12 protein-coding genes are annotated in these 14,942 nt (G+C 35.1%); 6 read left to right on the forward strand and 6 right to left on the reverse strand.

Annotated features, from left to right (window positions below):
• The first annotated feature begins 16 nt into the window (after positions 1 to 16).
• Genes ccmB through ccmE form a run of 4 tightly spaced genes read left to right on the forward strand, consistent with a single transcriptional unit; the run spans position 17 to position 2,213 of the window.
• On the forward strand, positions 17 to 721 hold the full coding sequence (ccmB, locus tag ACPUVN_RS12845) for a heme exporter protein CcmB (RefSeq protein WP_426359928.1): 705 nt from the start codon (positions 17 to 19) through the stop codon (positions 719 to 721).
• 1 nt (position 722) lies between these two features.
• A complete protein-coding gene (locus ACPUVN_RS12850) occupies positions 723 to 1,469 on the forward strand; it encodes a heme ABC transporter permease (protein WP_426359927.1) in 747 nt (248 codons plus the stop codon).
• A complete protein-coding gene (gene ccmD, locus ACPUVN_RS12855; RefSeq protein WP_426359926.1) occupies positions 1,469 to 1,732 on the forward strand; it encodes a heme exporter protein CcmD in 264 nt (87 codons plus the stop codon). The genes ACPUVN_RS12850 and ccmD overlap by 1 nt, the downstream gene beginning before the upstream one ends.
• Positions 1,716 to 2,213: a cytochrome c maturation protein CcmE gene (ccmE, locus tag ACPUVN_RS12860; protein ID WP_426359925.1), complete on the forward strand. Its 498-nt coding sequence runs from the start codon at positions 1,716 to 1,718 to the stop codon at positions 2,211 to 2,213. Before ccmD ends, ccmE begins: the two co-directional genes overlap by 17 nt.
• Before the next feature lie 110 nt (positions 2,214 to 2,323).
• Here ccmE and ACPUVN_RS12865 read toward each other — a convergent pair whose 3' ends face one another.
• The 4 genes from ACPUVN_RS12865 to ACPUVN_RS12880 form a co-directional block, all read right to left on the reverse strand.
• On the reverse strand, positions 2,324 to 2,545 hold the full coding sequence (locus tag ACPUVN_RS12865; RefSeq protein ID WP_426359924.1) for a TIGR02922 family protein: 222 nt from the start codon (positions 2,543 to 2,545) through the stop codon (positions 2,324 to 2,326).
• Between the two features lie 732 nt (positions 2,546 to 3,277).
• Positions 3,278 to 3,628, reverse strand: coding sequence for a ribonuclease E inhibitor RraB (gene rraB / locus ACPUVN_RS12870; RefSeq protein ID WP_426359923.1), 351 nt, complete (start codon positions 3,626 to 3,628; stop codon positions 3,278 to 3,280).
• Positions 3,628 to 4,362, reverse strand: a complete 735-nt coding sequence (locus ACPUVN_RS12875; RefSeq protein ID WP_426369220.1) for a 1-acylglycerol-3-phosphate O-acyltransferase — start codon at positions 4,360 to 4,362, stop codon at positions 3,628 to 3,630. Before ACPUVN_RS12875 ends, rraB begins: the two co-directional genes overlap by 1 nt.
• A gap of 635 nt (positions 4,363 to 4,997) precedes the next feature.
• A complete protein-coding gene (locus ACPUVN_RS12880; RefSeq protein ID WP_426370568.1) occupies positions 4,998 to 6,785 on the reverse strand; it encodes an acyl-CoA dehydrogenase C-terminal domain-containing protein in 1,788 nt (595 codons plus the stop codon).
• Between the two features lie 181 nt (positions 6,786 to 6,966).
• On the opposite strand from ACPUVN_RS12880, the gene ACPUVN_RS12885 reads away from it, so the two are divergent.
• On the forward strand, positions 6,967 to 7,911 hold the full coding sequence (locus ACPUVN_RS12885) for a hypothetical protein (protein ID WP_426359921.1): 945 nt from the start codon (positions 6,967 to 6,969) through the stop codon (positions 7,909 to 7,911).
• Between the two features lie 614 nt (positions 7,912 to 8,525).
• On the opposite strand, the gene ACPUVN_RS12890 is transcribed toward ACPUVN_RS12885, so the two are convergent.
• On the reverse strand, positions 8,526 to 11,720 hold the full coding sequence (locus tag ACPUVN_RS12890) for an ATP-binding protein (RefSeq protein WP_426369221.1): 3,195 nt from the start codon (positions 11,718 to 11,720) through the stop codon (positions 8,526 to 8,528).
• Between the two features lie 460 nt (positions 11,721 to 12,180).
• Between ACPUVN_RS12890 and ACPUVN_RS12895 the strand changes: the two genes are divergently transcribed.
• Positions 12,181 to 13,470 carry an ammonium transporter gene (locus tag ACPUVN_RS12895; RefSeq protein ID WP_426359920.1) on the forward strand — a complete coding sequence of 430 codons (1,290 nt, stop codon included), beginning with the start codon at positions 12,181 to 12,183 and terminating at the stop codon, positions 13,468 to 13,470.
• A gap of 66 nt (positions 13,471 to 13,536) precedes the next feature.
• On the opposite strand, the gene ACPUVN_RS12900 is transcribed toward ACPUVN_RS12895, so the two are convergent.
• A complete protein-coding gene (locus tag ACPUVN_RS12900) occupies positions 13,537 to 14,586 on the reverse strand; it encodes a TIGR04552 family protein (RefSeq protein WP_426359919.1) in 1,050 nt (349 codons plus the stop codon).
• Between the last annotated feature and the right edge of the window lie 356 nt (positions 14,587 to 14,942).

Here is a 14,942-nt window from a genome sequence, read left to right on the forward strand (position 1 = left end):
AGCAACGATCCAAAAAATGACAGATAACATTCACAATTTAAATAGCTTGTCTTATCGTTCAGCTTTTATGCTTGTTCTTAAGCGAGATCTCACCATAGCCTTTAGACATAAAGACGATGTGGTTAATCCTATTTTATTTTTCATTATTGTCATCACGCTTTTCCCTTTAGGTATTGGTCCTGAAATAAATACATTATCGCGTATCGCGCCAGGCATTATTTGGGTAGCGGCTTTACTATCAACACTTTTATCATTAGATCGATTATTTAAGTCAGATTTTAATGACGGTTCGTTAGAGCAAATGTTATTAAGCCCCCACCCTATTTTTGTTTTAGTGCTTGCTAAAATAACAGCTCATTGGCTACTAACGGGTTTACCGCTTATTTTTATCGCGCCTTTATTAGCTGTGTTATTACACTTAAATGAAAACAGCTATGGCGCACTTATGTTGACGCTTTTATTAGGAACGCCCATATTAAGTTTACTTGGTGCGATAGGTGTGGCGCTTACCGTAGGGATTAAAAAGGGAGGTGTATTACTGAGTTTATTAATATTACCTTTGTATATACCTGTATTAATATTTGCGACTAGCGCAATAGATACTGCAGCGTTGAACTTACCTTTTACAGGGCAGCTTGCTATAATTGCCGCGCTATTTTTTACGACTTTAACCTTAGCACCTTTTGCTGTTTCGTCAGCTTTAAAAGTGAGTACAAACTAACATGTGGAAATGGTTACACCCTTACGCAAATCCTGAAACAACCTATCATTTAACGGGTAGAATAATTCCTTGGTTTAGCGCTATCACAATCACCTTATTAACGATTGGTATTACCTGGGCTTTACTTTTTGCGCCTGCCGATTATCAGCAAGGCGACAGCTTCAGAATTTTCTATATTCATGTACCTACAGCGACCCTATCTATGGGTATTTATGTTGGAATGGCAATAGCGGCTTTATGTAGCTTAGTGTGGCAATTGCGACTTGCTGATGCCTCTGCCGCAGCTCTCGCTCCCATCGGTGCAGTTTTTACCTTTGTGTCTTTAGTTACTGGCGCAGCTTGGGGTAAACCAATGTGGGGAACATGGTGGATTTGGGATGCTAGATTAACCTCTCAACTTATACTCTTATTTTTATTCTTAGGTGTTATCGCTTTGCATAATGCTTTTGAAGATAAAACATCTGCTGGCAAAGCCGCTGGAATTTTAACTTTAGTGGGTGTTATCAACATTCCTATTATTAAGTACTCTGTAGAATGGTGGAATACTCTGCATCAAGGTGCCACGGTAAGTAAAATGGGCAAACCATCCATGACTATCGATATGTTATGGCCTTTCATATTTTGTTATATGGGCTTTATTTTTCTTATTGTTGTGATCACCTGTATCCGCTTTAGAAGTGAAATACTATCTAGAAACAGTATGCGACCTTGGGTAAGAGAATTAGTGCTTAATCAAGGAGCTAAATAATGCAATTTGATAATATAAATGCATTTTTTGATATGGGAGGCTACGGATTTTATGTATGGCTTTCATATGGAGTTACCGCTTTAGCGATTATATTACTTATTATTTTAAGTAAACAAAAACATAAGAATACGCTACTAGCAATTAACCAACGTTATACAAGAGAATTAAAGCGTAAAGAAGCGGCTAAGCAACAACAAGAGCTTAAGCAAAACAACTCATCATATTCAGAAGTAGTCGAGAAAAGTAATGAATCCACGCCGTAAAAAACGATTAACCATTGTAGCCTCTATCCTTATTGCATTAAGCCTAGTTTCAGGATTAGTGTTATATGCTTTAAGCCAAAACATTGATTTGTTTTATAAACCGTCTGAAATCTATAATGGTAAAGAAGGTACTGGTACTAAAGCGATTAACGGACAACGTTTGAGAATTGGTGGTTTAGTTGTACCTGGTAGTGTTAAGCGCGATGAACATAGTTTAAAAATAGCGTTTAAACTAGCTGATATGAAAATGCCAATTACCTTTGATGATAATGACCCTATGATCACAGTTAAATATGATGGGATTTTGCCAGATTTATTTAGAGAGGGACAAGGTATTGTTGCTAATGGCGTTTTAAATACTGATGGTTTTATTATTGAAGCGACAGAAGTCTTAGCCAAGCATGATGAAAACTATATGCCAAAAGAGCTAGAAATGGATAATGCTAAAGCATCTATGGAAGAAACAACAAAAAGTTACTAGGTTACGATTAAAGTAATGAAGTTCTTGCTTAATAGGTAAAGAACTTCATTATATTACGAAGTAAATACTGATTTAAATCGTTAATCTATTCAGATAATACGTCTATTAAACTAAGCAACATATTCCACAGATAAAATACGCTCACCTACCTTGTTCAGAATCTCAATTTCGCCGTCACAAACAGCAATAATCGATTTATCTTGTTTAAACTCGTTGGGAATAATCACTCGGCCATTTAAATTTTCATCAAACGAACAAACGTCATGCTTCAACTCTAATGAGCCTTCAATGTAATATATAACAGTTACGATACGTTGTTCAGGGTCAGGCATTTTTTTTCCTAATTTATTTAACTAAATGATTTCAGTTTTGGTAATATTTAGGCGAACATCCCTTTTCGACATAACTTAATATTCAATCTATTTATGCAGATTTACATCATAAAAATTCTTTATGTTTATATAGTTATATAAATCTTTATAAATTACCAGAACTAATTGCATACAATCTACACTTTGAAAAAGATATTATTAAACATAAGATTAAGGCAATACATTAAAATTAGTATAACAATAACTTTAAAGACTAATTAGCAATCATTCTTACTTTATGATTAATCTTAGTACATAAAGAATGAAATCACCTAAATTATCATTAAATAGTTATCGATTATTTAATGAATAATAATGAAGTTGCTAACTTCTTATAATTCTACTTATGTTATTTTATTCGTTTTGAGTACTAGATTGGGGATAAAATTAGATGTGAATATGAGCGCTATCTTCAGAAAAGATAAATAAAATAGCGCTTAAATAAAAGAGTGATGAACTGGCTAAGGCTTTGAAAAATTTTATTTTCAAAAAACTTTAACAGTCAGGGTCTAAGCCCTGCTTAATTCTTTCTAAAAGTTTAAGATGTCTGTAGTGAGCTTTAACAGCTGACAGGCTAAAAGCGCCAATTACAACTATAATAGTGACTATAAGTAGATGCGGTATTAGTTCCGATAGTATAATCGAATCTGTAATATTATTGATCCATTCCATTGTATCATTCCTTGATAAGTCTTATTCTTCGAAATATGTTCCCCATCCATCATAATCTACTTTACATTGTTTTGCCAATTGAAACATAAGCTTAGTTTCTTCTGAGATTATATCTACTTCAAGTGGTTGCTCTGTAATGATGTCGAATGCGAAAACCTTCTCACCATTATCTGTTTCAGCTTCTTCAGGCTCTTCAACGTCATAACCTTTTTTAAACGCTATTACCGCTGCGGCTTCAAGTAACTCAAAGTTAGCACTAGAAAAATGATGTTCAATAGTATGATCAACTTCTTCATTTGTTTCATCTTCAATAAGATCAGCAATTAAGTTTTCAGTGTGGGTTAACCATTGTTGTAATTCATCTTCAATCATTATTTACTCTCTTTTTCTATAGCTGCGTTTACTTCTCGATTAAGGTCATTAAATTTTTCAGAGATCATTTGCTGTGCTGCTTGAGTAACTGATTTAATGGTGTCATTAGTTTCGTTATTAATATTGATAGGTTCTAAAAATTCGATAATAACTTTTCCGTTATTCCAACGGTTTAGTTTAATATTATTTGTACTACTTGCACAAATAGGCACTACAGGTACATTAGCTTGCTGTGCAGTACGAAAAGCGCCAGTTTTAAAAGGTAGAATGCCTTTTCCGTTACTACGTGTGCCTTCAGGGAAAAGCCAAACAGATAACCCGTCGCTATTAATTCTACTTGCTGTATGTGCAATCGTACTTTTAGCTTTACTGCTATTTTTACGATCAATAAGTATGTTGCCTGTTAGCCAGTACATTTGTCCAAAAAAAGGTATCCATTTAAGACTTTGTTTACCTACACTTACCGTGTTTGGTCTAACTGCTCGGGCTAATGTAAACATATCCCAAGTATTTTGATGATTACAAATATACACTACAGAATTCAAATCTTTAACGGAATCAGGGATCCTAACTTCGATCTCTACACCTAATAATGCTGTAACCTTAGATAAATAACGACACGTTAAGTGAGCATTATTTTTATGAAAAGGTTTAAACAAACAAAATATACATGAGAATAAACATATAAATACCAATGCTATGGTGATAAGTAATATTCTAAGAATCGCTAACAAAGTTATATCCTACATAAAATTTAAGGGCGCTAGTATACCCCTTAAATTAGTCAATTAGTACATTAGTTGTTAGGCCCATTTTCTATTAACTTAGGGGCTAACAATTATACCAAACGGATTAATTTATTGCTCACTTAGCGAGAATTTTAAAGGCTTAGAGGCAAGGCATTGATTGAAGAGAATGGTTATTCCCTTGTCAAAATCAATAACGCGGCATATGAGCCTTTAAATTCTCGCCCTTTGGGAGCTCATTAGCAAACTGATAACATCACAAAATTAAAAAAATATAGAATAACTATGTTTAATCAATTTTGCTTGTTCTAAGCTTGCTAATGTAGCTCTAAGTTGCTCAATAAATTAATCCGTTTGGTATTACTTAAAGATGAGCGATAACTTAGTCGTTAGATCAACCATAAATATAAACTCAGCTTTTATCTACTACATCTGATTTTTAGGTGTTTTATAAAGAATAGCTAAAATGCTCTTAGAATAAAAAATAGTTACATTTTCGTGATAAGTACAGAAACGGTGAGTTAGGTTTATTTTAGTTTATCTTCAATCAATAAAAAGGCTCATAATTTTTTAATTTATGAGCCTTCGATTTTATTATTTATTGCACAGTATGAGTTAACTGATTAAAACAACTCGTCTTCCATATCAAATAATGTATTACTACCTGCTTTTATCGATTCCATTAATGAAACTCTACGTGGTAATAATTTAGCAAAGTAAAACTGTGCTGTTTTAATTTTACTTGTGTAAAAATTATCGCTTGAGTCTTCTTTGGTGAATGCTTCTTCAGCCATTCTCGCCCAAATATAAGCCATAGCGGTATAACCAAACAGGTGTAAATAATCGTTTGCTGCTGTGCCTAATTCTTCAGTATTTTTACTTGCTGCAACTAATACTTCTTGAGTTAAGCTTTCTAAATCATCAATAGAGGTTTTTAATGGCGTAATAAACTGTTCCATATTACTTGCAGACGTTGCAGCCATATACTCTCGAACTTCGCCAATGAATATATTCATTAACTCGCCTTTACTACCTGCAACTTTACGCGCAAGTAAATCCATCGCTTGAACGCCATTAGTACCTTCATATATTTGAGAAATACGAGTGTCACGTACTAATTGCTCTTGGCCCCATTCACGAATATAACCGTGACCACCAAATACTTGCTGACCTGTAATTGTGCTGTCGAAGCCCATATCAGTAAAAAAGGCTTTTGCTAAAGGCGTCATTAATGCTGCTAATGCTTCACCTTTTTTCTTAAACTCGCCTTCACCATAAGTAGAAATATCTAATTGCATTGAAATATAGGTAGATAGTGCACGTGAACCTTCAGTTAAGGCTTTCATGTTTAATAACATTCTTCGAACATCACCATGAACCATAATTGAATCAGCAATACCTTCTGAATTTTTAACGCCCGTTAATGAACGACCTTGTAATCTATCTTTAGCGTATTCAAGAGCATTTTGATAAGACTTTGCAGCAGCACCTATGCCTTGAATACCAACACCGATACGTTCAAAGTTCATCATAGTGAACATACAATTAAGACCTTTGTTCACTTCTCCAATTAGGTAACCTTCAGACTCATCAAAGTTCATTACACACGTTGCTGAGGCATGGATCCCCATTTTATGCTCGATAGAACCACAACTTACATGGTTAGCTTCACCAATGCTTTCATCGTCATTAACTTTAAATTTAGGTACAAGGAAAAGTGAAATACCTTTAGCTCCAGCAGGCGCGTCAGGTAATTTAGCTAAAACTAAATGAACAATATTTTCTGTAAGATCATGCTCGCCACCTGTAATAAATATTTTAGTACCCGTGACTTTGTAGCTGCCATTTTCTTGAGGAATAGCTTTAGTACGAATTAAACCTAAATCAGTACCTGAATGTGATTCAGTTAAACACATGGTGCCTGTCCACTCACCCGAATATAAACGCGTTAAGTATCTTTCTTTTAATGCTTCGCTACCATGCTTAGCAAGTGATAAACCTGCGCCAGCCGTTAGACCTGGGAATAAAGAAAACGATATATCAGCCGAGCACAGCATTTCTTCATGAAACGCAGTAACAACCTTTGGCATGCCCATGCCGCCGTACTCTACATCGCCACCTAAAGCTGTCCAGCCGCCTGCAGCATACGTTGCATAAGCTTCTTTATAACCAGGAGCCGTTGTTACAACCCCATTGTTAAAGCTTACGCCTGTTTCGTCACCGATACGTGATAATGGAGCGACTTCTTGTTCTGCTATTTTTGCACACTCTTGTAATATCGCTTCTGTGGTTTCACGATCTACATGATCAGCTAATGTGGGTAACTTTTCCCATAAAGCTTCTAATTTAAATACATCAAACAACAAAAAATTCATATCTTTTAAAGGTACTTGGTAATCAGCCACAATCATCTCCATAACAAAAATTATTTTTATTAACTGCTAAGCATTGAAACAAGCAATTAAAACACTTGTTTTAATATTACGATAAATATTATACAAAAGCAAAATATGTATGCCTTGTTGAAACTTGCTAAGCATTACAACTAATGCTTAAATTAATAATAGAAGCTTTCTAGGTAAACTATTTAAGGTGAGTCGCATCAAGCGTTTATTTTTATCTGTATTATTAGTATTTATTTTTCATACCGCTAATGCGCAACAACTCCACTTCAGTAAAGTAGAAAAAGGCGATTCTTACCAATTTAATTACCAATGGTTAGATCATCAACAACAAGCTCAATCTATTGCTTTTTCTATCACTAAATCGTCGTTATTTAATAAGTTCAGAAACTTCAAAGAATATAAACCTGAATTAGCGTCCAAATATATTAGTAGAAAGGTTGTTAGATATCTCAATAAAAACCCAATCGATGGTGTTCGAATCAGTTATAACAGCCAAACGGGAAGTATTGTTGCGAAAGGCACTGACTCAGCTTCTCTTCAGACAGCCGAAAAGAAAGTAGCGGAGCTTAATAAAGAATTTACCGATGCTTATATGAAAAAACATTGGTACCACACCTTTACTACATATCAACAATTACAAGCGATAAAACCAGACCACGCCACTTTCGCTGCCTTATCAGCAGAAGATATGAAACCATTAAAGCCGTTAATTTTAGAAAAGGTGTCGGTTAAAAACATTCGTCAGGCGACTGATTACGTTTTAGCTTTTGTTCAAAGTATCCCCTATTCACCATTAGAGTCTAGAGTTGACTCATCTGGCGCAGGTTTTAACCCTCCTTTGAAGTTATTATGGGAAAATCAGGGAGATTGCGACAGTAAAGTTACATTAGCCGCAGCGATATTACGTACATTAATGCCTAGAATTAAAATGGTATTGGTTTTTATTGATAATCACGCGCTAATAGGTATAGATGCACAAGCTCAAGGCAATGAAACGACAATTACAATTGATGGTACAACTTACCTTTTAGGAGAACCTACGGGTCCTGCGCCATTAGTTTTAGGTCAACTAGATCAAGCATCGGAACTTGCCATCGCTCAAGGACAATATAGCGCTGAAGTCTTTCAGTAAAAAATGAATCATTTAATTAATACCAAACGAATTAATTTATTGCTCACTTAGCGAGAATTTAAAGGCTTAGAGGCACAGGTTCATAGTTCCAGACTGAACCTAAGCACCTACATCCATGTAGGCGAGGCATTGATTGAAGAGAATGGTTATTCTCGGTAACTGCTCCTGCGTTACCCTAATGTCCTACATCCATGTAGGAACCTTGTCAAAATCAATAACGCGGCATATGAGTCTTTAAATTCTCGCCCTTCGGGAGCTCATTAGCAAACTGATAACATCACAAAATTAAAAAAATATAGAATAACTATGTTTAATCAATTTTGCTTGTTCTAAGCTTGCTAATGTAGCTCTAAGTTGCTCAATAAATTAATCCGTTTGGTATAAGACTGAGCAGATAAAGAAGAATAGTGAAAACTACATCAATAAAGCCAGATAAGTAAAACCAAGTGGTTAAAGCTAAAGCAGTACTTTAAAGAACAGCACCTTATGATAAGTATTTTCTGAGAAGTGTTCTATTTAAAGGTGCTGTATTTAAAGGTGTTCTATTGAAAAATATTGTACTGAAGAAATGTCTGATTTGAGACTTCAATCAACTGGTTTAACCTGAACTGAAACTATCTAACTAATGTTAGAATTTGCGTAAGCAAAGATTCGTATCTAACAGGTTTAGCCATGTGAAGATTCATACCCGCAGCAAGTGAGTTATCTCTGTCTTCTTCTCTTGCATGAGCTGTCATAGCAATAATAGGTAGGTCTTTAAACTTGTCTTGCTCTCTAATAAGTCGAGTTGCCGTCAAACCATCCATAACAGGCATTTGTATATCCATTAAGACGATATCAATCGTATTCTTCTCTAATAAATCGAGAGCTACTTTACCATTTTCAGCAATAATCACTTCCGCTTTCATACTCACTAAGAGCTCTCTAGCAACCAATTGATTAACAAGGTTATCTTCAACCAGTAAAACTCTTACACCTGTTAAGCTTTCTTTTTCTCGTATAGCTTCTGATAGCGCTGCTTTTTTGATGCGAGATAATGTTTTACTAATAGAAAGCAGCATATGTCTATACAAAGGCTGCTCCTGTAAAATGTAAGGCACAGTTAATTGCTCTAAAATAGGTTCTTCTATATTGATACTTTGTTCTTTGTTTTGGAAAATACACAACAGCTCAACTATTTCTTGAGTATTCGTTGATATAATATTTTGCAAACTATCCTGAGAGGCTAATAAAACAATACTTTCATCTTTAGACACGGTTTCAAGCTGCTCTAGAGTGGAGATATTTTGATACTTCCATCCCAATGTCTTTATCGATTCTAGAATATTATTGGGTAAGCTAATACCGAAGTTGTAAATAGTTAAAGCTCGAGACGCTAGATGCTGAGTTGTTTCATCACTTTCAATATAAGGTAACTCAACAGTAAATTCACAGCCTTGATAAATTTCACTTTCAAGAGAAATATCACCACCAAGCAACTCGACTATTTGCTGACAAATAGATAAACCTAAACCTGAACCACCATAACGTCTAGTCATAGATTCATCAGCTTGTTTGAAGGCTTCAAATAAATGAGATTGTTTCTCTAACGCTATACCTATACCCGTATCTTTTACTTTAAAACACAGTACATTTTGATGAATGATATCGAGAGTTATTTTGATGCCACCTGACTCAGTAAACTTAACTGAGTTTTGCAGTAAGTTAGTTAACACCTGTATTAAGCGCATTTCATCTGTTTCAATAAACAGAGGTACCGCTGGAGATATATCAACAAAAATATCCAGCTGCTTTTTATTGATCATACCAATATTAAGGTTAATGGCTTTATCAATAATAGAGTCAATACTGGTTCTTTCTTTTACGATAGTCATTTCACCTGACTCAATTTTTGCAAGGTCGAGTAGTTGATCAACTAAATATAGAAGTGATTTTGATGCACCGTAAGCATTATCAATATGTAGTCGTTGGTTATTTGTTAAATCAGAGCGCCCTAGTAAGGTGATCATACCTTGCATGGCATTAATTGGGGTTCTGATTTCGTGACTCATATTTGCTAAAAATTGGCTCTTAGCTTTGTTAGCAAATTCAGCCTGATCTCTGGTTTTCTCTAATGCAGCTTGCGTAGTGTATTGCGCAGTAACGTCTCGAATAATATCGATTGTTCCAACTTCAATACCCGTATCACTATGTATATTTGAACAATAGATATCGTAAGTTTTATCGCCTGTTTGTATTATGCGTTGCAGACCATCTTTAACTTGGGGAGATGTACTTAATTTGGTTAATTCTGTACCGAGCTCGCTATGAATAATCTCATTGGCTTTGTAACCCAAAACGTCTTGACGAGTTTTACCTATAAAGTCACCAAAAGCATTATTAAAACCAACGATATCACCTTCAGTATTCGTAAAAATAATATATTCAGGTATCGCATTCATCACCGAGGTTAATAACGCATAATCGCGCTCATGCTGAACAATTTTCTCTTGTAGCTCTTTAGTTTTTACATTAACGAGTGAATCGAGTAATAAATTTTGATCAGTTAAACGTTGTAATAAACTCCTGTTTTGCCCAAATATATTTTCAACGACTTGATACCAGCGTAACCAATCACTTGTCGGTTTTATTTTACCTGGATCACCTTGAGCACAATATTCAATATGGCTGATAAAACGTTTAGTTGGTTTCACAAAAGTAAAATGAGTGATCAAATAAACAAAAACCAAGAAGAGAAATACACCGATAAACAATACACAAAAATTGATAATATAATGAGTTAACAGCGGCTCTCTAAAGTCATTATATGATTGGTATTTAATAACCTTCCAGCCATTAATAGACAAGATTTTCTTTTGTACTAGTAAACCATCTATCTCTTGGTAAACACCTAAATCATTTATTTGGTCACTGGTTAAGGACGATAAACCCGCAGGAGCAAGTTGCTCCCATGAACCTATGTTTTTAACCATATCTTTGTTTAACGTGTGATGCACTAATACATTATTATTACGATCAAGTATTAACAAGCCTGTATTTTTTTGACTAATTTCATCTAGGTTTTGTTGTAAGCGAGCTAGGCTGATATCCATAAATATAATGCCCACCATTTCAGCTCGATTAAATACACTGATCCCGATAGAAGCATTCAAACCTGTTCCAGCAGTAGAAGAGTAAGGTGTTGACCAAATAACTGACTTATCATCTAGCTCATTTTCTAATAATTCTCTTGTGTGTTCACCTTCTAATAACGCGTCATTGTATTGCCAGCTATTTCGATTAATTGAAGGATAAATACTGACAAATCTTTTCTTAGAAACATAATAAAGCCAAACAGCTTCTTTATTGGCTTGCTTAGTACTAACAAAAGCAGGCGTTAACATATTCGCCATGGCTAACTCTTCTTTATGAGCTTTGCTAAGAGAATTAATATCGCCTATACCCGTAATATTATTACGCACATAATCTTTGTGATCTAAAACATCATAATGACGATGTTTGATATAGTAATGATCGCCTTCCTGGGAGAGTACAGGCGTTTTGGTGAGAAGTTCTTCTGGATATTTTAAGAAGTAGTTAGCAAATTTTTGAATATCTTGTAAGGCATTTACATTAGAAGATAATACATCATTAACGGTATCAACTTGCTGGTTTAACACTTCAATCTCAGCTTTCTTTAAGTCAGTAAGATCTGAGAAATAACGCACAGTAGCAATGAAGTATGCAGAAAAAACAATCAGTAAAAAGACAACGACAACCAACAGGTTGTATTGACTAAAAACTTTACTTTTTTCTACTTCGGTTAACACGAATTAACTCTTCCTAATTATCAAACGATATAGCTCTAAACTATTATTGAGCAGACGTTAATATTATACCATTACATTAAATTACTAAGTGAGAATGTTTCTTATTAATCACTGCTTCATTTGATATATCATATACCAAACCAGTGTTCAAAGTGGTGCTTACAAGCCAAATTATAGGTTTATCACATGCAACTGTATGGCTTAAGCGCCATCTAAAATGGACAGTTTAACAGTACCTCACCAAATAAGACCAATTTAAAATAATTTGCACCAAAACAAAACAACAAACACACACAAAGGCACCAATAAAGTGCACAAGCATATTCATATTGGTGAGTAACACATTTAAACACTTGATTTAAAAACCTTTAAATAATTGGTCTATTTTGTGCAAAGATAGCAACCAGCTAAAATAATAAATTTAATATTGCTAATAACATAAAGATGTGGGAACAAATCTATGCATAAATTACTTACTTTAATTTTTCTCTTTTTACCTTCTCTAGCTTTTGCGAGTGAAGGTGAACTTAATGGTTCAAACACAGCGTGGATATTAACCTCCACCGCCCTCGTTCTTTTTATGACACTGCCGGGTCTTGCTCTATTTTATGGCGGTCTGGTTCGTAAGAAAAATGTTTTATCCATTCTTATGCAATGTTTTGCTATAGGTTCCTTATCTTCAATCTTATGGTTAGTTGTTGGCTATAGCCTTGCCTTTGGTGAAGGTAATGGCTTTATTGGCGATTTCAGTAAAGTCTTTATGGTAGGTATTACTAAAGAAACCCTTGCGGGTGACATTCCAGAAAGTTTATTTATGTTGTTTCAAATGACTTTCGCTGTAATAACACCTGCACTTATTATTGGTGGTTTTGCTGAACGTATGAAGTTTTCAGCGGTACTTATCTTCAGTGGCTTATGGCTACTAGCTGTTTATACACCTGTTACTCACTGGGTATGGGGTGGTGGCTGGTTAAGCGAAATGGGTGTATTCGATTTTGCTGGTGGTATTGTTGTACATATTACAGCAGGTACAGCGGCTTTAGTGGCTGCTATGGTTTTAGGTCCTCGTCGAGGTTTTGGTACAGCACCACTACTACCACATAACTTAACCATGACAGTAACAGGCGCAGGTATGTTATGGGTTGGCTGGTTTGGCTTTAACGGTGGTAGTGCATTAGCAGCGAATGGCGATGCGTCAATGGCGATGTTAGTAACTCATATTTCTGCTGCTGCAGGTACATTAACGTGGGCATTTATTGAGTGGAGAAAGTTCGGTAAAGCAAGTGTTATTGGTGCAGTAACAGGTATGGTAGCTGGTTTAGGTACAATTACTCCTGCATCAGGTTTTGTAGGGCCAGGTGGCGCATTAATCATAGGTATTTCAGCGGGTGTCGTTTGTTATTATTCAACTGTGTTTATCAAACAAAAACTACGTATAGATGACTCTTTAGATGTTTTCCCTGTGCATGGTGTAGGTGGTATTTTAGGTACGTTTTTAGCAGGTATTCTATCTGCGACAAGTTTAGGTGTATTCAGTGGCTTTGGCTTTGCTGATGGCATAACGACAATGGGCGGACAAGTATACGTGCAATTAGTCGGTATTGTTTCAACACTCGTTTATACCGCCGTAGTAACTTACATACTGCTTAAGTTGGTTTCGTTGATGACAAATGGATTACGTGTTGATGAAGAAGGTGAAGAGAACGGTTTAGATCTCGTTGATCATGACGAGTCGGGTTATAACCTTTAAGCTTCATAAATACTGACATTTATTACTAAGAAAGGCATAGCGTATTCGTTATGCCTTTTTTTTATCTTAATTAAAAGATAAAAACGGTAGTACTCTCTGCCTGATAGCTTCTTTCTGGCGCTTTTTATATTCGCTATGAGACGCCAGCCCTTCCCGCGTATTTCTATAACTTTTACGATCCATCAATTGTATTTCAAAGGGAAAGAAGAACGACATTTTCTCTCCATTATCTTGTTTTATTTTAATACGATGACGGCAGGTTATTTGAACTGATTTATAATTAATACCACTGAAAGGATTCGACGCATTCGCGGCATGGCTGTTTCTAGAAGACGCTTCTGTTGATGGAAATTGAGTTGTTTGCATCGCAATCCTTATCTCATCTGTCGACATACCTTTAGCTAAACATTCATCTATCCAAGTTAAGTCGATTAAGTTATTACGCGAGCGCGAAGGCTTTAGATTAGCGTAGGTAATAATATGTTTTTGTCGTAAATAAGTTAACACATCTAAAACATCAGCTTTGTGTTCGGTAATGAAACGAATGCCTATCCAATCAAATATATCTGCAGCAACATTCTCAACTTTATGTAGTAGTTTTAAAGCCACTGAGCGACGAGATTTAGCTTCTCTAAAGTTAAGGGAGTCGAGTTTAATATCTCCTAAAAAACAGCCTTCGTCGTTACGTACGATATGTTTGTTAAAACGATTAAATATTTGCTCTCTGATCGGTAGATGGTACATATCGTTTAGATAAGAGTGACTATGAGATAAGGTGTGAATAATACGTAGAATAGCAGCGCTCCAAGGAGCTAATCCTCTATCACCATGACCTGAAGCATTAATAAGGTATTGCCTGATATCTTTTTGCTTAAGTAAAACATCAGGTATCACTTCATCATGGGTTAATAACTCTTCTTGAATCAGTTTAATAGCCTCTTGACGTAAATTCTCTAATTCACTGACATCAGCTTTATCATCAAGATCAAAACCATAACTTTCTAGAAAATTCTGAGCTTCTTTCAAACTATGTATATGAATACGTTTTTCGTCAATAAAAGATAAACCATTCAAAGCAGCTCGAACAGATGTACTACGCCAAGGATTGATATTCATTCATACTCCTCAAGTGACAAAAAATTAAATACAGTGCTTTAATAAAGTCATTTAAAAGAATAGTTCAAGATTGTATATTTAGCTAAGTAAAGGAGAGTAAAAGGTAATCGTTTCAGCTCTAAGAAAAGCTAAAAATAGAGAGAAGAAGATAATTAATAACTAACCTCAACTCGGGCTAAGCTATTTTACTCAACAATGCTATTTAAGCGCCTATCTACATTACCTGCATGAATGCAGGTACTTATTTTTTATCGGGAATAAAAAAACTGTATTTTCACGCCCAATAGGCGGCTATTGTTTTATAGAAATGCCTTGATAATCACATAAATTTAATCACTGGAGAGTTAAGACTTCTT

The sequence above is a fragment of the Pseudocolwellia antarctica genome, assembly GCF_049933045.1.
Lineage (GTDB): Bacteria > Pseudomonadota > Gammaproteobacteria > Enterobacterales > Alteromonadaceae > Pseudocolwellia.